The organism is Ligilactobacillus sp. LYQ60, from assembly GCF_045033015.1.
GTDB lineage: Bacteria > Bacillota > Bacilli > Lactobacillales > Lactobacillaceae > Ligilactobacillus.
The window spans coordinates 23830-42779 of sequence record NZ_JBJFZV010000008.1 but is presented as its reverse complement, the minus strand read 5'-3'; the positions used below and the strand labels follow the sequence as shown (position 1 = coordinate 42779).

At 49.4% G+C, this 18950-nt stretch carries 18 protein-coding genes and 1 riboswitch; of the genes, 13 read left to right on the top strand and 5 right to left on the bottom strand.

Annotation, left to right across the window (positions count from 1 at the left end):
* Positions 1-942 carry a DNA-binding protein WhiA gene (whiA, locus tag ACI3EZ_RS06875; protein WP_405024416.1) on the top strand — a complete coding sequence of 314 codons (942 nt, stop codon included), beginning with the start codon at positions 1-3 and terminating at the stop codon, positions 940-942.
* Positions 943-1042: 100 nt separating this feature from the next.
* Here whiA and ACI3EZ_RS06870 read toward each other — a convergent pair whose 3' ends face one another.
* Together ACI3EZ_RS06870 and ACI3EZ_RS06865 are read right to left on the bottom strand one after the other, a co-directional pair.
* Positions 1043-2350, bottom strand: a complete 1308-nt coding sequence (locus ACI3EZ_RS06870) for a nucleobase:cation symporter-2 family protein (protein ID WP_405025933.1) — start codon at positions 2348-2350, stop codon at positions 1043-1045.
* A 4-nt stretch (positions 2351-2354) separates the two neighbouring features.
* The gene (locus tag ACI3EZ_RS06865) at positions 2355-2930 is read right to left on the bottom strand and encodes a xanthine phosphoribosyltransferase (protein WP_405024418.1); all 576 of its coding nucleotides are present in this window, start codon (positions 2928-2930) and stop codon (positions 2355-2357) included.
* 62 nt (positions 2931-2992) lie between these two features.
* A riboswitch (purine riboswitch) is annotated at positions 2993-3092 on the bottom strand.
* 164 nt (positions 3093-3256) lie between these two features.
* Here ACI3EZ_RS06865 and ACI3EZ_RS06860 point away from each other — a divergent pair.
* On the top strand, positions 3257-4249 hold the full coding sequence (locus ACI3EZ_RS06860; RefSeq protein WP_405024419.1) for a GMP reductase: 993 nt from the start codon (positions 3257-3259) through the stop codon (positions 4247-4249).
* A 139-nt stretch (positions 4250-4388) separates the two neighbouring features.
* On the opposite strand, the gene recX is transcribed toward ACI3EZ_RS06860, so the two are convergent.
* Positions 4389-5195: a recombination regulator RecX gene (gene recX / locus ACI3EZ_RS06855; protein WP_405025932.1), complete on the bottom strand. Its 807-nt coding sequence runs from the start codon at positions 5193-5195 to the stop codon at positions 4389-4391.
* A 104-nt stretch (positions 5196-5299) separates the two neighbouring features.
* On the opposite strand from recX, the gene rlmD reads away from it, so the two are divergent.
* The 7 genes from rlmD to ACI3EZ_RS06820 all read left to right on the top strand — a co-directional run bounded on the left by rlmD (position 5300) and on the right by ACI3EZ_RS06820 (position 10877).
* Positions 5300-6670: a 23S rRNA (uracil(1939)-C(5))-methyltransferase RlmD gene (gene rlmD, locus ACI3EZ_RS06850; RefSeq protein WP_405025931.1), complete on the top strand. Its 1371-nt coding sequence runs from the start codon at positions 5300-5302 to the stop codon at positions 6668-6670.
* 93 nt (positions 6671-6763) lie between these two features.
* A complete protein-coding gene (locus ACI3EZ_RS06845) occupies positions 6764-7309 on the top strand; it encodes a DUF402 domain-containing protein (RefSeq protein ID WP_283582187.1) in 546 nt (181 codons plus the stop codon).
* Between the two features lie 76 nt (positions 7310-7385).
* Positions 7386-8525 (top strand): AI-2E family transporter, encoded by a 1140-nt coding sequence (locus ACI3EZ_RS06840; RefSeq protein ID WP_405024422.1) that lies wholly within the window; start codon positions 7386-7388, stop codon positions 8523-8525.
* The gene (gene tagD, locus ACI3EZ_RS06835) at positions 8522-8914 is read left to right on the top strand and encodes a glycerol-3-phosphate cytidylyltransferase (protein ID WP_405025930.1); all 393 of its coding nucleotides are present in this window, start codon (positions 8522-8524) and stop codon (positions 8912-8914) included. The genes ACI3EZ_RS06840 and tagD overlap by 4 nt, the downstream gene beginning before the upstream one ends.
* Before the next feature lie 28 nt (positions 8915-8942).
* Positions 8943-9065 carry a hypothetical protein gene (locus ACI3EZ_RS06830; protein WP_405024424.1) on the top strand — a complete coding sequence of 41 codons (123 nt, stop codon included), beginning with the start codon at positions 8943-8945 and terminating at the stop codon, positions 9063-9065.
* A gap of 110 nt (positions 9066-9175) precedes the next feature.
* Complete coding sequence (locus tag ACI3EZ_RS06825; RefSeq protein WP_405024425.1) at positions 9176-10120, top strand: DMT family transporter; 945 nt, start codon at positions 9176-9178, stop codon at positions 10118-10120.
* Between the two features lie 73 nt (positions 10121-10193).
* Positions 10194-10877, top strand: a complete 684-nt coding sequence (locus ACI3EZ_RS06820) for a 2,3-bisphosphoglycerate-dependent phosphoglycerate mutase (protein WP_405024426.1) — start codon at positions 10194-10196, stop codon at positions 10875-10877.
* Between the two features lie 65 nt (positions 10878-10942).
* On the opposite strand, the gene ACI3EZ_RS06815 is transcribed toward ACI3EZ_RS06820, so the two are convergent.
* The gene (locus ACI3EZ_RS06815) at positions 10943-11395 is read right to left on the bottom strand and encodes a GtrA family protein (protein WP_405025929.1); all 453 of its coding nucleotides are present in this window, start codon (positions 11393-11395) and stop codon (positions 10943-10945) included.
* Positions 11396-11558: 163 nt separating this feature from the next.
* Here ACI3EZ_RS06815 and ACI3EZ_RS06810 point away from each other — a divergent pair, with 163 nt between their 5' ends.
* The 3 genes from ACI3EZ_RS06810 (at position 11559) to ACI3EZ_RS06800 (ending at position 16401) form a co-directional block, all read left to right on the top strand.
* The gene (locus ACI3EZ_RS06810) at positions 11559-12620 is read left to right on the top strand and encodes an ATP-binding cassette domain-containing protein (RefSeq protein WP_405025928.1); all 1062 of its coding nucleotides are present in this window, start codon (positions 11559-11561) and stop codon (positions 12618-12620) included.
* 50 nt (positions 12621-12670) lie between these two features.
* Positions 12671-14245, top strand: a complete 1575-nt coding sequence (locus ACI3EZ_RS06805) for a peptide chain release factor 3 (RefSeq protein ID WP_405025927.1) — start codon at positions 12671-12673, stop codon at positions 14243-14245.
* Positions 14246-14481: 236 nt separating this feature from the next.
* Complete coding sequence (locus tag ACI3EZ_RS06800; RefSeq protein ID WP_405025926.1) at positions 14482-16401, top strand: glycoside-pentoside-hexuronide (GPH):cation symporter; 1920 nt, start codon at positions 14482-14484, stop codon at positions 16399-16401.
* Positions 16402-16527: 126 nt separating this feature from the next.
* Here the strand turns inward: ACI3EZ_RS06800 and ACI3EZ_RS06795 are convergent, their stop codons facing one another.
* Positions 16528-17526, bottom strand: coding sequence for a LacI family DNA-binding transcriptional regulator (locus ACI3EZ_RS06795; protein ID WP_405025925.1), 999 nt, complete (start codon positions 17524-17526; stop codon positions 16528-16530).
* A 244-nt stretch (positions 17527-17770) separates the two neighbouring features.
* Between ACI3EZ_RS06795 and ACI3EZ_RS06790 the strand changes: the two genes are divergently transcribed.
* Positions 17771-18937, top strand: coding sequence for a galactokinase (locus ACI3EZ_RS06790; protein WP_405024432.1), 1167 nt, complete (start codon positions 17771-17773; stop codon positions 18935-18937).
* Positions 18938-18950: the final 13 nt, after the last annotated feature.

The following is an 18950-nucleotide window of genomic DNA, read 5'->3' as shown; positions in this document are numbered from 1 at the left end:
GTGGCCTCATACGCAAGCCAGGTAAAAAAGGAACTCACGATGCTGGACGTACACGTTGCAGCTAACGCAAAGGCGGAACTGATGGCCTTAATTCGGATGAACGGGGCCCTTGAGTTGGTTAACCACCACTTTGTGCTTAACGTGCAAACGGAAAATCCCGCGATTGCCCGGCGAATCTACCAGCTCCTTAAGCGGTTCTACCAGGTTGAAGCTGAACTGCTGGTGCGGCGGAAGATGAAGCTTAAGAAAAATAACCTGTACATTGTACGCCTCAAGACCGGGAGTGAACAGCTGTTACGCGATCTTGATATTCTTGATGGGTTTCAGCTCAAACCAACGGTGGACCCGCAAAACTTACCGACCGATGCGGCGGTGCGCTCGTACCTGCGGGGGGCGTTTTTGGCGGGGGGTTCGGTTAACAATCCTGAAACGAGCCGCTATCACCTGGAAATCTATTCCCTGTACGCCGAACATAACGATACTATCTGTGCGTTGATTAACCACTACGGGTTAAACGCGCGGAAGACCGAGCGGCGGAGCGGCTACATCACGTACCTCAAGGAAGCGGAAAAAATTGCCGACTTCCTGTCGCTCATCGGAGCGACGACTGCCATGCTGAAGTTTGAAGACATCCGGATTGTCCGTGACATGCGGAATTCGGTAAACCGGATCGTTAACTGTGAGACGGCTAATCTCAATAAGGTAGCGGACGCGGCTAATCAACAGATTGATAACATTAAATTCCTTGAGCGGACGGTGGGGTTAAACCAGCTTCCGCCTAAGCTCCGCGAAGTAGCTGAGGTACGGTTGGCCAACCCGGAAGCTAGTTTAAAGGAACTCGGTGCGCTCATTCCTGGTGGTATCTCAAAGTCGGGGGTGAACCACCGTCTGCGGAAGCTGACCGCTTACGCAGAAAAGGTGCGGGAAGGAAATGTTCAGTAAATAGTGAAGAAAATGGGCAGTATAATTTAGTTATAAATAACCCGCAGAAGTCATTAAGGAAAATGGTTTCTGCGGGTTTATTTTTTTAAGGAATTACGAACTAATGGGAATCATTCGTTGCGGTTGTAATTTCCTTATGATGCAACAGTGCGTTTAACCCCACGGCGCAAATGCTAGCCACAACAATTCCGTTTCCCAAGAAGAGCTGAAGGGCGGGCGGGAACGCCTGAAAGATGTTGGGGTAAACCGCAACGCCTAGTCCCGCACCAATAGAAATAGCAACAATTAACGGGTTTCGTTCATCGGTGAAGTCAACGTTTCCGAGCATTCGGATTCCCTGAACACTAATCATTGCAAACATAACAAGCATTGCGCCCCCGAGGACTGGCGTGGGGATAATTGTTGCTAACGCGCCAATCTTGGGTAATAGTCCCATTACCATTAAAAGGGTTGCCGCCCAGTAGATGGGACGTTTGGTTCGGATCCCCGATAATTCTAAGAGCCCGACATTCTGGGAGAACGTTGTGTACGGGAACGTGTTAAAAATTCCCCCGAGAATTACCGCTAACCCTTCTGCCCGGTAACCGCGTTTAAGGTCGGCAGCGGTTGTTTCGCGGTGGAGGAGGTTCCCAAGGGCGAAGAATACTCCTGTGGATTCAACCATGGAAACCAGGGCAATAATAATCATTGTTAGACTTGGTGATAGGGCAAAGCGTGGGGCGCCGAAGAAAAAGGGCTGGGGGAAATGGAACCAAGCAGCCTGTGCAACTGGTTTAAGGGATACCATTCCCATCATTCCTGCAATTAGGGTTCCCCCAATCAGGCCAATCAAGACCGCGATTGACCGGATGAAACCTTTGCCCCAGAACTGAATTCCAAGAATGATTAGAATCGTAATGCCACCAACAAGTAACGTACGTAAACTTCCGAAGGAAGAACTGGTTGCCGTTCCCCCGCCGAGGTTTTGAACTGCAATTGGAATCAACGTAAGTCCGATTACGGTGATTAAGCTTCCGGTTACGACCGGGGGAAAGAACCGGCGAATTTTTGCAAAGATCCCAGCAATTAGGAAGACGAAAATTCCAGCAATAATAATAGAACCGTACATCGTACCGATGGAGTATGTTTTTCCAATCATTTTGAGGGGAGCAACTGCCTGGATTGCACAGCCTAAAATGACGGGAAGACCGATTCCAAAGTACCGGTTCCGGATGAGCTGGAGGATCGTTGCCAGCCCACACATGAAAATATCAATTGAAACGAGGTAGGTCATTTGGGTGCTGTTGAAGTGCAGCGCGGTTCCGATTAGTAAGGGAACAGCTACTGCACCGGAATACATTGCCAGTAAGTGTTGAATTCCAAGGACGAATGCTTTGTGGTGGGAAACTTCATGAGTTAATTGTTTCATAGTGTTAATCCTCCATAAACGTTACGTGGTGGTTCGCAAGTGATTTAATCCGGACAAGTGATTTGAGCGGGTAGCCCTCTGTCCTAAGTGTTTTTCCTCCTGGTTGGAAGGCCTTTTCAATGACAATTCCAATGCCATCAAGGTGGCAGTGGGCTTGATTACAAATCTCAATGAGGCCGTGCGCTGCGGCCCCGTTGGCCAAGAAATCATCAATGATTAAAACGTGATCGTTTGCCGTGAGAAACTGTCGGTCAACGAGGACTTGGTTTGTGGTGTGCTTGGTGTAGGAAACGACGCTAGCAGTGTAGTTTCCGTTAGCGAGGGTGGCACTCTTTGATTTCCTAGCGAAAACGACGGGCGCCTTGAACGCCAACCCAGTCATTAGGGCCGGCGCAATTCCTGACGCTTCGATTGTCAGAATTTTGGTGATGGGACGGTCGGCAAATTTAGCGTGAAAGGCATTTCCAATCTCTTGCATTAGCTGCGGATCGATTTGGTGATTAAGAAATGAATTGACTTTCAGGACGTTGTCGTTGACCACAACGCCTTCTTGTTGAATGTGGGTAATTAGTTTGCGCATCAGCTTTTTCCTTTCGCGGTGTGATAAAACACTGGGTAAAAGGATGCGGCTTTTCCGGATAAATGTCAAAAAGACATGCTCATAGTCCGGAATTTACGGTTCCGGGTAGAAACTTACTAGCCGTATTCTAGTGATTATATCAGCACCAAAAAATGATTAACAGGGTCAATTTTAACGTTGGAGAGCGCAATATGTCAATTATTATTTGAATATTGTTCGGTATATGCGAACTATTTCATTAATTATGCGCGTTGTATTGACAGAAATATTCGGATAATATACAGTAATGCCTGGTTGGAATGATAATTCCAGAAGGGAATGGTTAGATGAAAGCCTTTGATTTTGATAACGTTCAGCTCGTCCCGAAGAAATGTGTTATTAAGAGTCGGAGTGAGGCGGATCCCCACGTGATCTTTGGTGAGCGTCGCTTTCGGCTCCCCGTTGTGCCGGCGAACATGGCCAGTGTGATTACCCCTGAAATTGCAACATGGCTGGCAGATCATGATTACTTCTATGTAATGCACCGGTTTGAACCGGATCAGCGGTTAGCGTTTGTTCAGGAAATGCATGCAAATAACCGGTATGCTTCAATTTCAATTGGAATTAAGGACCAGGAGCGGGAATTCATTGATGAATTGCGAACGACGAACACCATTCCTGAATACATTACGATTGATGTTGCCCACGGGCACTCTGATTACGTAATGGCGATGATTCGGTACGTTAAGCGCCAGCTACCAGCAACGTTTTTGATTGTCGGTAATGTTGCTACGCCGGACGCCGTTCGTGATTTAGAAGCTGCGGGAGCAGATGCGACGAAAGTCGGGATTGGCCCTGGGCGGGCGTGCATTACCAAGCTAAAAACGGGGTTTGGAACGGCAGGCTGGCAGTTAGCAGCGCTTCAGGCATGTGCTACTGTGGCCACGAAACCAATTATTGCTGATGGGGGAATTAGGACTAATGGGGACATTGCCAAGGCCCTTCGGTTTGGTGCCACTATGGTAATGGTCGGCTCATTATTGGCCGGCCATGTCGAGTCACCCGGAGAGGTTGTGACCATTGATGGTCAAAAGTACAAGCGGTACTGGGGATCGGCTTCTGCGCGCCAAAAGGGTAACCGCCATCACGTCGAGGGAAAACAATTGCTTGTACCGTTTCGGGGATCGCTTGAAGCAACCCTGACAGCGATGGAGGAGGACTTGCAATCAGCCATCTCGTACGCTGGTGGGCGGGATCTAAGTGCCCTTCGGCAGGTGGATTACGTTATTGTTCCGAACACGATTTATAACGGGGACCGTGAAAGCAAAACTGTTAATTAATAATAGGTAAAAAGGCGGAGTAGAACAAAAATCAGCGTGATGAAAGTAACAAGTTGGGTGAACTAAGAGGAATGGATCCCCCAACTTGTCCTTGCATCACGCTTTTTACTGTGGTTTAGGTTATTTAAAAGATGCTCTTTTATTCCTCTTCTTTTGCGGCCAGGTCTTCTAGGGCAAAGGTGCTTTCATCAAGCGGGAACCCCTGACGGTAAAGTGCTTGCTTGGCTTTTTGCATGCGGGTGTGCTGGTTAAAGCGGTCGTACCGCCGCCAAACCTTTGCGGCGGCTGCTTGGAGGAGTACTGCTTCATGTTCTTCGTCAACTTCCGGGGAAAACTGGGCGAGCGTTTGGGTAATGGTGTCACGCTCAAACCCCGCCGTCATTAATCCCTGGTTGACTTTGGTTTGCCGCAAGCGGATGGGTTTGTTGTGGTACCGGCGGGTGAGTTTTTGGGCTAGTGTGTAGGCGTTAGCGACCCGTTGTTTTGGCGGAAATTGGAGGAGTGCTTGGTCAATTTCAGTAGCGGTAATCCCGCGTTGGCGTAATTTTTGCCGGATAATTCGGGGACCCTTTAATTCGGTCCGGGCAACCGTCCGAACGTAGCTGTTGGCGTATTCTTGGTCATCAAGGAGGTGCTGGTCCTTGAGACGGGCACATACCGTCTCAATTATTTCGGGCGGAACCGCCCGTTTGCGCAGAGCGGTCTGGACCTCTTGGGTTGTCCGCAGTTGGTGACTCAGGTAGTCAAGTGCCTGGGAATAGGCACGGGATGTAGTGTCTGCCGCAGTAATTTGTTCGATTTGAGTGGTATCGAGTTCTTGGCCCTTATGCAGCGTAAAGTCTACCAGGACTTGTTCGCTTACCGGAAACGCATATTCCCCGTTCAGGTAGACGTTAAACCGGTGGGCGTGGTGTTTTTGGGCTTCAATTGCGGTGATGGTTTTCATACACTGACCTTCCTTCCTAGCTTCATTATAGAAGAAGTGTGGGAAAGTACCTAGTTTTACGGGTGTATAATGGGAAAAGCAACGAATGAAGTGGGGAGAATTACATGGGACAAAACGTACGGGTACGGCGGGGGCAGCGGGTGCTCTTGACAATTAAACGCCTGGGAATTAATGGTGAGGGAATTGCCTATTACAAACGAAAGATTTGCTTTGTTCCGGGAGCCCTCCCGGGAGAGCAGGTTGTGGTGGCGCTCACGGCCATTCACCCGCGGTACTTAGAGGGCCGTGTGGTGGAAATTAAGCGTTCCAGTAACGACCGGGTAACCCCCAGAGATTCGTATCCGGTCGGGGGCATTGAATTAGAACACCTGGCATACCCGGCACAACTTAGGTTTAAACGCGATTTAATCAAGCAGGCGTTGGCCAAGTTTAAACCAACCGGGTATGCTACCTACGATGTCCGAGCAACCATCGGGATGACAACCCCGTATGCGTACCGGAATAAAGCCCAGTTTCAGGTACGGCGGGGGCCGAACGGGAAGCTGATTGCGGGATTGTACCAGCGTGGAAGTCACCGGCTAGTTGACCTGCCAACGTTTAGTACCCAAACCCCAGCCACAATGAAGGTGATGCGCACCGTATTAGCGGCTATTGAAGAGTTGGGAATTGCGCCGTATGATGAGCGCCAGCATACGGGGGTGGTCCGGACAATCGTTGTCCGCGAGGCGTTTGCTACCCACGAGATGCAGGTAGTTATAATCACCCGCACCCGGGCGCTTCCCCAGGCGGCGGCCCTGGCTCAGATGACCATGCAGCGCTGCCCGCAGGTGGTATCCGTTATGCATAACGTTAACCCGGAGAAAACGTCCTTGGTGTGGGGAGCACAAACGATGCTGATTGCCGGGAAACCAACAATTACGGAACGGTTGGGAGACGTGACGTTTGACCTTTCCGCGCGGGCGTTTTTCCAGTTAAACCCGCACCAAACGCTCAAGTTGTACTCTGAAGTCGGTAAGGCATTGGCGTTGCAACCCGGTGAAGTGTTGTGTGACGCATATTGCGGGGTGGGAACCATTAGTCTCTTTGTAGCTGGTCCCACCCAGGAGGTGCGGGGAATGGACGTCATTCCCGCTGCAATTGCGGACGCTAATGAGAATGCTCGCCGGTCTGGCCGGCGTCACGCTCACTATGAAGTGGGGAAGGCCGAGGATCTTTTTGCGCAGTGGGCGCGGGCGGGATTTGCCCCGGATGCCCTGGTCGTAGATCCCCCGCGGACGGGGTTGGACGCTCACCTGATTGAAACGGTTCTCCGGGCCCGTCCCCCCAAGATGGTTTACGTTTCATGTAACCCGGCAACCCTTGCCCGGGACCTCGTGGCGCTAACCAGGGCGTACCGCGTTGAGTATATCCAGTCCGTTGACATGTTTCCGCAAACCGCGCGCTGTGAGGCGGTGGTGAAGCTTAGCTTGCGGTGATTTTAAGAAACGGGAATGGTTTTCCGGCGATTATTTGGTATAATACAGAATGATATCGGTGGAGAATACCGTGTAGAAAGCAGGGTTGAGCAGATGCGTCATTCAAATGGACCCAGAGAAGGCGACTTCATAACCATTAAGAGTTATAAACACGACGGGAGCTTACACCGGACATGGCGCGACACACTGGTTCTTAAAACAAGTGAAAATGCCATTATTGGCTGCAACGACCACACGCTGGTGACCGAAGACGATGGGCGCCGGTGGGTGACCCGCGAGCCGGCATTGGTATACTTCCATAAACACTACTGGTTCAACATCGTTACGATGATCCGGGATAACGGGATTTCGTACTACTGTAACCTAGCATCACCGGCAGTACTTGACCGGGAAGCCCTCAAGTACATCGACTATGACTTGGACGTAAAGGTCTTTCCGAACGGCGAACGCCGGTTGCTGGACGTGGACGAGTACGAAGCCCACGGCGCTAAGTGGCACTATTCGGCGGAAACCGATAAGATTCTTAAGCACAACGTCCTGACCCTGGTCGACTGGATTGACCGCGGGCGGGGACCTTTTTCTAAGGAATACGTTGAGATTTGGTACAACCGGTACCTTGAGTTGTCACGCCGGCAGTAGCAGACCGGTTTATAACAATGCACGGGAGCATGACGTTGGGTCACGCTCCCGTGCTGTTCAGTAAGGAGGCAATATTATGAATAAACGACAGGAGGACCAGCGCCGCATTATTTTCTGGTCTTTAGAGTTGCTTATTGTGGCGACCCTGGTATGGGTATGCACGAAGATTAGCTTTGTTTTTCGGCCGGTCGGAACGTTTATCTCGACTTTAGCCGTGCCCTTAATTATTGCGGGCTTCCTGTTTTACCTACTAAATCCGTTGGTAAACCTTCTCGTAAAGGTGCATTATCGGCGGTGGCGAATTACCCGGACGCTGGCAGTAGCCATCGTGTTTGTGGTTTTAATCAGCTTAATTGCGTTGGGGGCATCATACCTGTTACCCCGGGTAATTTCGCAGGTAGAACAGTTAATCGGAAAATTACCGCATATCATTGCGCTTACTCAGCGTGGGATTAATACGTTTTTGAGCGACCCGCACCACCGTGAATGGCTTCACCACGTAGATGTGCAGCAGGTTACTAAGCACCTGGGGACTAACACTACCGCCCTGGTGCGGCGCTTCATGACGTCGTTGACCAGTAGCTTTGGATCCCTGATTAGTGCGATTACCAACATCACGGTAACGATTATTACGGTGCCATTTATGTTGTTTTACATGTTAAAGGACGGGTACCGTCTGATGCCAGCCGTTAAGCGGATGGTCCCCAAGCGGCACGCGGCTAGTGTTGAAAACCTGTTATTGCAGATGGGACAAACGATTTCCCACTACATCCTTGGGCAGGTAATTGAGTGTACGTTTGTCGGGACGTTTTCAGCGTTGGGCTACAGCCTGGTAGGGGTGCCGTATGGCCTGTTAGTTGGAATTTTCGCTGGCTTTACCAACATTATTCCGTACATTGGTCCGTACATTGGATTGGTTCCAGCATTAATTCTGGCGTTGACGCATTCGTTTAAGACAGCGGTCCTGGTGATTATCGTTTGTATCGTGGTGCAGCAGGTCGACGGGAACCTGATTTACCCGAATGTCATTGGGAAAACACTGGCCATTCACCCGCTTACGATCATTGTGCTGTTGTTGGTAGCCGGTAATATTGCGGGCTTGCCGGGGATGATCTTAGGCATTCCATTTTATGCCGTGTTAAAGGTGGTTGTGCAGTACTGCTACCACATTTACCAGCTGCGTTATGACGAGGAGAAAGGGGATGAGCGCCCGTGAAACGGGTATTAACGTACGGGACGTTTGACCTGTTACATCGCGGTCATGTCCGTCTTCTCGAACGAGCGGCAGCCCTTGGCGATGAATTAACAGTGGGACTTTCGACCGATGAGTTCAACCGAATTAAGGGAAAACACGCCTATATGAGCTACGCTGATCGGAAATACATCCTCAAGGCGATTCGCTACGTTGACCGGGTCATTCCGGAGCGGTCGTGGGACCAGAAGGTTGTAGATGTTCAGCGTTACCATATCGACACGTTTGTGATGGGGGACGACTGGCAGGGAAAGTTTGACTTCCTTAAGGATTATTGCGAGGTAATTTACCTGCCGCGCACGCAGGATATTTCAACAACGAAGATTAAAACGGATTTATCCGGGAACGAATAGTTTTTTGAAAAAGGGGTAAACCGATAAAATGAGCGGGGCCAAGCCAGTAAACCGGCGAAGCGTACGGGACCGGCTTGGCGGCGGCCGACTTGTATTTAGCCCGTTCGTTTGGAAACCGATTATGCAAAAAGAGTATGGAGACTGTGGCTGAGGTTGCAGTCTTCGTACTCTTTTTGCGGATTAACCGAAAAGCGTCGTTGATTAATAATTTTTCGTGCTATACTTATCGTAATATAACTAAATGGTAATGGAGAGAGAAAAGTGAAGCGAACGTACTTTAGTATTTTAGTAGCGACGTTTTTGTTTAGTTCCATGGAAATCAGCTTGAAGATTGCGGGAGCAGCGTTTAACGCCATCCAGCTGAATCTATTGCGGTTCTTTATCGGCGGGCTTGTATTAGTCCCACTAGCATTGCCTGAATTACATAAGCAACACCGGCAGTTGCACCTCAAAGACTGGGGGTTATTTGCCCTGACGGGGTTTGTGTGCGTGATTGTTAGCATGACCCTTTTCCAGCTGGCGGTCCAAAACGCCCCGGCAGCTACCGTAGCGGTGCTCTTTAGTTGTAATCCGGTTTTTGCGCTCATTTTTGCCTTTCTTTTGTTGCATGAGCGGATGGGGCGGGCTAACTTTTTGGCCGTAGTTATTTCCCTTGGGGGATTGTTTATCATTGTTAATCCGTTCCGGCTCCGGTTATCCGGGGGAATTATCCTAGCACTGCTTTCGGCGGTGACGTTCGGGCTGTATTCAATTGTTTCCCGGTACGGGTCGACTAAACGGGAACTAAGCGGAATTGTTATGACCTGCTTTACCTTCCTGACGGGGACGGCGGAACTTTTTATTCTAATGGTGTTGACCCACTGGGCGCCCGTTGTCGCCGGGATGGCTCATGTGGGAGCACTCCACGAGTTTATCCGGCTCCCATTGATTCGGGGAATTTCGTGGCATACCTTGCCATTACTGGCTTACATTGGAATTGGGGTTACTGGTGGAGGCTTTGCACTCTACTTTTTGGCAATGGGATGGTCGGACGTTTCCACGGCATCGTTGGTGTTTTTTATCAAACCAGCACTAGCTCCAGTCCTTGCGCTGATTATTTTGCACGAAGTTATTACCGGTGAAACGATTATGGGAATCATCGTAATTTTGCTTGGTTCCGTTATTACGTTTATTGGTAACCGGAGTAAAGAACGAAAACTCGAGTAGAGGGTGTTTGATTGCTGATTACCTGACGCCTGCGGTATCATTAAAATAGATAACTACGGAAAAGAGGAGCGTCATGGTAAAGCTGGTTTTGGTACGGCACGGGGAGAGTGTCGCCAATAAGGAGAATACGTACACGGGGTGGTCGGACGTGCCGTTGACTGCCCGGGGCGTTGCGCAGGCTAAAGCGGCTGGACGCCGCTTGCGACAGGCTAAGCTGCAGTTTAGTGCCGTGCATACCTCGGTGTTGGTTCGGGCAATTAAGACGGCCAACCTCGTGTGTGAGGAATGCGGGCAATTGTGGTTACCCCTGTATAAGACGTGGCGGTTAAATGAACGGCACTACGGCGCACTTCGGGGGTTAAATAAGGACGATACCCGAAAAATTTACGGGAAAGAACAGGTTGCTCTTTGGCGGCGTTCTTTCTATGAAGTTCCGCCGAAACTAACCGCCCCTGACACTGAGGATCGGCGGTACCAACGTTATCCGCGCTCGGTTCTTCCTTTGGCGGAAAGTTTGGAGATGGCAACGCAGCGGTTGCTCCCGTACTGGGACGATATGATTGCGCCTCGGCTTTTGCAGGGGGGAAACCAGCTCGTTGTGGCTCACGGGAGTTCGTTACGGGCGCTGTTAAAGCACATTGAACACATTAGTGACACCGGGATCGACGGCGTGGAAGTATACAACGGTGAACCAATTGTGTACACACTTGATCAGCGCCTTGAAGTGGTGGATAAGCGGATTTTAAAAATGAATTAGTAAATGAACGGGTGAAACCGTAAAAAATAACCGGGGTACATCTTTACCCCGGTTGTTCTTTACTATTAGCGGTGCAGTAAACGGTGGTGCCGTTGTTCGCGCTCAATTTTTTCTGTTGTCTCGAAGATAAACCACTTACTAAAGGAGTAGTTGACAATCCCCACGCAAACTTGGTCGAGAATCTTGACGAGGTCTTTTTGACCGTGGAAAAACTGAATTCCTCCAATCATAAAGAGGCTATCAAGAAGAAATGAGAGGGTCCGTACCCCGCAAAACGAGGTGAATTCGTGGAATGTATGCTCCCACGGGCGAAACGCCGAGTGGAAGACGAATAGCTTATTCGTCATAAACGTAAAGAGCATGGCGACAATGTACGCGCAGATGTTTGCAACCAAGTAGAAGTGCAGCCCCATTACCTTCACCAACTGGTGGAAAACCACGACGTTAATCGCGCTGGCAAGGAAACCATAAAACGTGTATGAGAAAAAGTCGGAGTGTTTGTGAATAAATTGTTTCATATTAGTTTCACCATACTTTACTTACACACAACTCACACAATCATATCATAAGCGCATAGTTTTCCGAAGAGAATTCGGGGAACGTTGGAATAATTTAACTTTTCAGGAATTGACGCGTTTCCCCCGAACCGGTACTATCGTAGTAGAAAGATAGGTGGCGGAAATGAGTAAGCTCGCAGTTAAATACATTACAAAGCGCCAGGCCATGCCCGCTTCGGCTGAAGGAGAGTACGAAGAGCACCCGGTCTTCTGGGAGTTGTGCGGGATTGATTTGCGCGTTAATGCCGGTGAGGCCCTTGGGCTGGTCGGTGATAACGGGGCGGGAAAGTCGACGCTTATGCAGATTATGAGCGGCCGGATTACCCAAACGACGGGTTTTGTGAACGGAGCAACCCGGGTGAACCTTGCGTCATTAACGACCATTGCGCCCAACGGCCGGCGCTTAACGGTTACTAAGTGGATTGATCGCCGCATGGACGCAGCGGAGGTGGATGAACTTCAACGGCCACACATTAAGCAGGCAATCCTCAACTTTACGGAGTTGGGTCAGTGGCAGTATTGCCCGGTTGGCCGTTTAGAAACCGGACTGCTCGCCCGCGTTGCTTTAGGGGTGGCGTTATTTATTACTCCCGACGTCGTCTTAATTGATGAACTGTTGACGCTGTTGGATGCGAACTTTTACGCTAAGGCTAGCGAGCAGATTAATAAACTTAAAAAGCAGGGCGTGGCGTTTGTGATTGCCGACCCGCAGGACCGGGTGATTGAGAGCTTCTGTGAGCGGACCGTGTGGTTAGACTTTGGACGGATCCGGGAGGTGGGTAACACCCCGGAAGTGATTACTAAGTACGAGTTTAGCCGCAACTGGTACCGGGCGTTATCATGGCCCGAGCAGTTAGCGTACATTAAGAAGAAGCAACAGGAGCAACTGGATTTTGATGTTGATACCGAGTATACCCGGTTTAAGAACGAGCAGTTTGATAAGGGGTATAGCATTAAGGATAAAGCACGGTTGCGGAAACGATTTTTTGTGGAACACGGGGAGGACCCGTTGGCTGTTCCGGCAAAAACGCAGGCTTCCCAGCAAAAACCGAGGAAGAAAAAACACCATTGGGGTCGGTGGTTGCTGGGCGTATGCGTCATTGTATTGATCGGCTGCGGCGCATATTGGTTGAGCACCCGCGGGGGAAGCGCTTTGTTGGTCCGGTTAATACACCATTTCCGTTAGGCACCGAGAGTTAAAGGAGGAAGAGTGCCGTCACTGGCAGAATTAGAAGTATGGATAAGCAGGAATTAACGACAGCGATTGATAAGCGGCGGACGTTTGCGATTATTTCCCATCCGGACGCCGGAAAAACGACGATTACCGAACAGCTCCTGTTATTTGGGGGCGTTGTCCGGAAAGCGGGAACGGTGAAGGCCCGGAAGTCGGGGGCGTTTGCCAAGTCAGACTGGATGGAAATTGAAAAAAAGCGGGGAATTTCGGTTACAAGTTCCGTTTTACAGTTTGATTATGGGGGAAAGCGAATTAACATTCTTGATACCCCCGGGCACGAAGATTTTTCCGAGGATACGTACCGGACGCTAATGGCGGTGGATTCCGCCGTCATGGTGATCGATTCAGCAAAGGGGATTGAGCCTCAGACCAAAAAACTTTTCCAGGTTTGCAAGATGCGGGGGATTCCGATTTTTACCTTTATGAATAAGCTGGACCGTGACGGACGGCCGCCGCTGGACCTGATTACTGAATTAGAGGATGTCTTAGGCATTGAGGCGTACCCGATGAACTGGCCGATTGGAATGGGAAAGGGCTTAGCCGGGTTGTACGACATCTACAACCACCGGATTGAGTTGTACCGGCCGGAAAATGAAGATGAGCCGTACGTCTCGCTTGATGCGGCTGGGCGGATTGCGGAAGATTGTCCGCTTAAGGATGATGTAACCTACCAGCAGGTTCTTGACGAGGTTGACCTGTTGCAAGAAGCGGGCAATGAGTTTGATGAGGATAAGATTGCCCGCGGGAAGCTAACACCGGTCTTCTTTGGCTCGGCCTTAACTAACTTTGGGGTAAAGACGTTTTTAGATGCTTACCTGAAGTATGCCCCGGCTCCTACCCCCCACAAGCAGATCGACGGGGAAACGGTGCCCGTGACGGACCCGTTCTCGGGCTTTATCTTTAAGATTCAGGCTAACATGAACCCGCACCACCGTGACCGGATTGCCTTTGTTCGGATTTGTTCGGGTGAATTTGATCGTGGGATGGACGTCATCCTTCAGCGGACGGGAAAGCAAATCCGACTGTCAAACTCCACCCAATTTATGGCAGACAGCCGTGAGACGGTCGAAAATGCGGTTGCCGGTGATATTATCGGGCTGTACGATACCGGAAACTTTCAGATTGGGGATACGGTTTATACGGGGAAACAGACCCGCCAATTTGAAAAATTGCCGCAGTTTACCCCAGAGCTCTTTGTTCAGGTTAGTGCTAAGAACGTGATGAAGCAAAAGTCGTTCCACAAGGGAATCGAACAGCTTGTCCAGGAAGGGGCCGTGCAGTTGTACCGCAGCTATAATACGGGAGATTATATTCTCGGGGCGGTCGGTCAACTGCAGTTTGAAGTTTTTCAGTTTCGGATGCAAAATGAGTATAATTCAGAGGTAATAATGAAACCATTGGGGCGGAAGATTGCCCGGTGGATTGATCCGGAGCAGCTAGATGAGAAGATGGCTAGTTCCCGGAACCTGCTGGTAAAGGACCGGCAGGGTGCGCCGCTCTTCCTCTTTGAGAATGAGTTTGCGGAGCGGTGGTTTGCGGATAAATACCCGGACGTTAAGTTGACGGCGAAATTATAGGGGAGTACATCCCAATGAAGAATCTAAGCGTGGTGGAAATTGATGAGCTTCCGGCACGCTTATTTTTGCTTCCTAATTTACTACAAAGGGCAGAGAGGAAGGTTATGTTCTAATTAAACGGAACAGCATGTTTACTATATGCTGAAAAATTTACTAATTAATTTACTAAAAGCGCTTGCAAACTATCCGGAAACGATTACAATAAGAGTGTAGTCGAAATGAAGGGAGCTTTTGCTATGGACACAAACGTTCAACAGGAAAAGGGTAACAAGTGGGTTACCCGGTTGTCCTACGCCACAGGGGCATTTGGTAATGACTGGTTCTACGCCGTACTTTCGACGTACTTCATCATGTTCATTACGTCGCACCTGTTTGGTAAGGGCGACAATGCAATGATTCTTTATATTACTAACATTATCGCAGCCCTCCGGATTATTGAGTTATTCATCGACCCGATTATCGGGAACCTGATTGACCGGACAAAGACCCGGTGGGGGAAGTTTAAGCCATGGATCTTCGGTGGTGGGTTGGTTAGTGCGATTTCCATGTCCGTCCTGTTTACGAACATGGGGGGATTAAACCGGACGCACCCGTTTATTTACCTGCTGATTTTTGCTTTTCTGTACATCGTGATGGATATTTTCTATTCGTTTAAGGATACGAGTTTCTGGTCAGAAATGTCATCTTTGACGTTTAATTCCGGTGAACGGGAAAAGATTTCGACGTTTGCCCGGATTGGATCAAACATTGGGGGAAACCTTCCTGGGATGGTAATCATGCCGCTGGTGCTGTTCTTCTCACTGACGAAGAATAACGGTGCTGGGGACCTTCGTGGGTGGTCAATGTTCGGAATGATTACGGGGATTATCGTAATTATTACTGTGCTGGCTGTATGTTTCGGGACTCACGAGTTGGATTCCGATCTGCGGAAAAACGAAGAGGAAACGAAGCTACGGGATGTCTTTAAGGTCTTATTAGGAAATGACCAGTTAATGTGGACGGCCGTTTCGTACGGATTGTACTGTATCGGAATTAACATCTTTAATTCCGCTGAGCTGTACTACTTTACTTACGTATTAGGCCAGTCATCCAAGTTCGCTATTATTGGTTCGATTAACATGGTAATTGGGTTCTTCTCAATTTCAGCCTTTCCGATTTTGGCCAAGGCGTTTAACCGGAAGAACGTGTTCTACGCATGTATTGCAATCATGACGGTTGGGGCACTGTTACTGACAGTTGCCGGCCAGAGCATGGTTTTAGTTGTAATTGCGATGGAGCTTTTCGCAACGCCGCAAGCTGTCGTTTTCCTGGTTATTTTAATGACAATTACCGACTCAATCGAGTACGGACAGTTGAAGTTAGGGCACCGGGACGAATCCTTGACACTAGCAGTGCGGCCACTGCTTGATAAGTTCGGGGGCGCCATTGCTGGATGGTGCATGGGACCAATCGCAATCTTAGCCCACATGACCAAGGGTGCGTCCTACAAGACAGTGACGCCGCATGACATCATGATCTTTAAGGTAATGGTAATTGCACTGCCGTTAGTCCTGATTCTCTTGGGATGCCTCTTCTTCTGGAAGAAGGTTAAGTTGACGGAAGCTAAACACGCCGAAATCGTTGAAGAACTCGAACGGACATGGGGTGAAAACGGCAACGTTGAAACCACAAAAGACGCGCCAGTTGTTGCTGGTGAATACAACGTTACCGCCCCAATTCAGGGAAAGGTAATGCCGCTGAGTGCCGTTAAGGATGAGCTCTTCTCGAAGGGAGCCATGGGGCTTGGTTACGCCGTTGAGCCAACGGACGGTGACGTTTACGCTCCGTTTGACGGGACGGTTAAGCAGCTGTACCCAACCCGGCATGCAATCGGGATTGAATCCTCAACGGGGATTAAGATGTTGATCCACATTGGGATCGGCACCGTTGAGATGCAGGGAACTGGCTTTATTTCCTACGTTGATCAGGGCCAGACAATCAAGAAGGGTGATAAGCTTCTTGAATTCTGGGATCCGGCGATTAAGAAGGCCGGGTTGGACGATACCGTAATCATTACGGTCACAAATTCCAATGATTTTGACCGGGTTGACGTAGTTCCTGCTGATGGAACGGAGATTAAGCCAGATGAAGTGGCATTAACGATTACGAAAAACTAGTTAAAACCATTATCAAGAACCTCTTGTGGGGTGGTCGTTTTAGACCATCCCTTTTGTTGTGTCTTAAGATCATGAAAAAACAACGACCGCATAAAAGCCGCGGTCGTTGTTTTAGTAAGTGATTGGCTAGTTAATACTGCTATCGCGGAGTTTCAGCTCCGTTCCTAGCGTGATCATTTTCGGGAAAGAATCGGTGCCGTTAATCTGCTGATCAAGAAGGTTAACTCCCTCGATTCCCATCTGTTCTGTTGCTACCCGAACAGAGCTGAGTGACGGGTAGATGTACTTGGCGATGGACGTGTCGTTAAACGCAATCAGGCTCACCCGCTGGGGAACCGCAATGTTTGCTTCGTGAAGGGCACGTAAGGCGCCAATTCCGATGGAATCATTAGCTACAAAGAATGCCTGGGGAAGGGCATCCCCGAGTTCTTTAATGGCCTGGTTCATCATTTGGTATCCCGAATCGGTCGTAAAATCACCAACATATACGTATTTCGGGTTATAGAGGGCTAACTCCGTCATGTACGCCTTAAAGGTGGTAAAGCGCGGGTCGATGATGGTTTGCGTGTGGTCAGCGGTCTGTTCCTCCCCCACTAGCAACCCAATTTTACGTTGCCCGTGTTCGATGAAGTGGTCGAGCACCTTCGTTGTGGCGGTAACCATATCGGAGGTCACGCAGCTAAATCCACGGTTGACGGTATTACTGTCAACGAAAATTAAGTTGTGGTTATACTGGCGAAACTCCCGTTGTTGTTGCAAGCTGTATTTTCCGATGGCGATAATTCCGTCAACTGTTCGGAGTTTATCTAACGAATCATTATGAAAGACCCGGTGGATGACGTATCCCAGTTCCCGGGCGCGTTCCTCAATTCCCGTTCGGATGGAGTAGTAGTACAGATCGTTCAGTTCCTCTTTTTTGGTGTACCACTGAACAACGGCAACGGTGCCTGATTTGGTTTTCTTTTTGTGCTTGCGTTGTTCGAGGTAGTCAAGCTTTTCGGCAGCAGTGAAAATCCGTTCCCGGGTCGCATCGCTTACTGACATGGTTTTGTCGTAGTTAAGCACCCGTGAAACCGTTGCTGATGAAACCCCCGCAAGCGCGGCAATGTCCTTAATAGTAGCCACGGTAATTCCCCCCTCTATAAAAACGCTGAAATTCAGTAAACATGTTTTGGGATGATTTCAGGCGTTCCGTAAGTCACTTACTTCTATTCTAGCATATCTTCGCCCCAAGTCAGTAATTATTAAGTAATTAATTCGGGTAAAAATTAACTAAACGTATTGCCACCTTTAGTAAAAACGGTTACAATAAGAGGTGTTTAAGAAACCGGTTACTTAGCCGGAGAATTACCGATGGGGGTTGGTTTAAATGGATAAACAAGAAATTACGGCGGCATTTACTAAGCAATACGGCCATGAACCAGAGGCGGCATTCTTTTCACCGGGGCGGATTAACCTGATCGGGGAACATACTGACTACAATGGGGGGCACGTTTTCCCGTGTGCAATCTCACTGGGGACGTGGGGGGCTGCCCGGAAGCGAGACGACAACAAACTCCGGTTCTTCTCTGGTAATTTCCCGGACCTCGGGGTAATTGAATGTTCACTCGCCCAGTTGAAGTATGCCAAGAAGGACAACTGGGCCAATTACGCTAAGGGAATGATTTATTATTTAAAGGAAGCCGGATACACGGTAGATCGTGGAATGGACGTCTACATCTGGGGGAACTTACCCCAGGGCGGGTCTGGGCTGTCATCGTCGGCATCAATTGAAATGTTGTTTGGGGTGATGGTGCAACGCCTGTTTGCCCTGGACGTTGACCGCTTGGACATCGTTAAGATGGGAGTTAAAACCGAAAATGACTTTTTAGGTCTTTCTAGCGGTATTCTTGACCAGTTTGCCGTGGGGATGAGTAAGGCGGGACAAGCAATTTTGTTAGACACCAACACGCTGGATTATAAATACGTTCCCCTTGACTTAAAGGATAACGTGATTGTAATCATGAATACTAATAAGCCACGGGAATTAGTGGAATCAAAGTATAATGAGCGGGTGGAAGAGTGCCAGGCGGCCTTGAAGGAGTTACAACAGAAGCTTCAAATTAAAGCCCTTGGTGAATTAGATGCGCAGACGTTTGACGAGTACATGTATTTAATTGATAAGGAGAATCTGTTGAAGCGCGCCCGGCACGCAGTCCTTGAAAATGAGCGGTGTATCCGGGCAGAGAAGGCGCTGGAGGCCGGTAACCTTGAAGAATTAGGGCGGTTGCAGAACGCTTCCCACATGTCACTGGAGTACGACTATGAAGTATCAGGGGTTGAGCTAGATACGTTGGCGCACGCTGCATGGCAGCAGTCAGGGGTTCTTGGCGCCCGGATGACCGGGGCCGGTTTTGGGGGCAGTGGGATTGCCATTGTCAACAAGGATCAAGTAGAAACCTTCAAGGAAAACGTTGGCCGGATTTACGAAGAGAAAATTGGGTACGCGCCGAAGTTCTACGTGGCTGAAGTAGCTGATGGAACGCATGAATTATAAGCGAAAGTAAGGG

Coding starts and splice junctions, on each gene's coding strand:
- ACI3EZ_RS06870 (WP_405025933.1), bottom strand. CDS start 2,350: ATGAAACAATTAACTCATGAAGTTTCCCACCACAAAGCATTCGTCCTT.
- ACI3EZ_RS06865 (WP_405024418.1), bottom strand. CDS start 2,930: ATGCGCAAACTAATTACCCACATTCAACAAGAAGGCGTTGTGGTCAAC.
- ACI3EZ_RS06860 (WP_405024419.1), top strand. CDS start 3,257: ATGAAAGCCTTTGATTTTGATAACGTTCAGCTCGTCCCGAAGAAATGT.
- recX (WP_405025932.1), bottom strand. CDS start 5,195: ATGAAAACCATCACCGCAATTGAAGCCCAAAAACACCACGCCCACCGG.
- rlmD (WP_405025931.1), top strand. CDS start 5,300: ATGGGACAAAACGTACGGGTACGGCGGGGGCAGCGGGTGCTCTTGACA.
- ACI3EZ_RS06845 (WP_283582187.1), top strand. CDS start 6,764: ATGCGTCATTCAAATGGACCCAGAGAAGGCGACTTCATAACCATTAAG.
- ACI3EZ_RS06840 (WP_405024422.1), top strand. CDS start 7,386: ATGAATAAACGACAGGAGGACCAGCGCCGCATTATTTTCTGGTCTTTA.
- ACI3EZ_RS06830 (WP_405024424.1), top strand. CDS start 8,943: ATGAGCGGGGCCAAGCCAGTAAACCGGCGAAGCGTACGGGACCGGCTT.
- ACI3EZ_RS06820 (WP_405024426.1), top strand. CDS start 10,194: ATGGTAAAGCTGGTTTTGGTACGGCACGGGGAGAGTGTCGCCAATAAG.
- ACI3EZ_RS06815 (WP_405025929.1), bottom strand. CDS start 11,395: ATGAAACAATTTATTCACAAACACTCCGACTTTTTCTCATACACGTTT.
- ACI3EZ_RS06810 (WP_405025928.1), top strand. CDS start 11,559: ATGAGTAAGCTCGCAGTTAAATACATTACAAAGCGCCAGGCCATGCCC.
- ACI3EZ_RS06805 (WP_405025927.1), top strand. CDS start 12,671: ATGGATAAGCAGGAATTAACGACAGCGATTGATAAGCGGCGGACGTTT.
- ACI3EZ_RS06800 (WP_405025926.1), top strand. CDS start 14,482: ATGGACACAAACGTTCAACAGGAAAAGGGTAACAAGTGGGTTACCCGG.
- ACI3EZ_RS06790 (WP_405024432.1), top strand. CDS start 17,771: ATGGATAAACAAGAAATTACGGCGGCATTTACTAAGCAATACGGCCAT.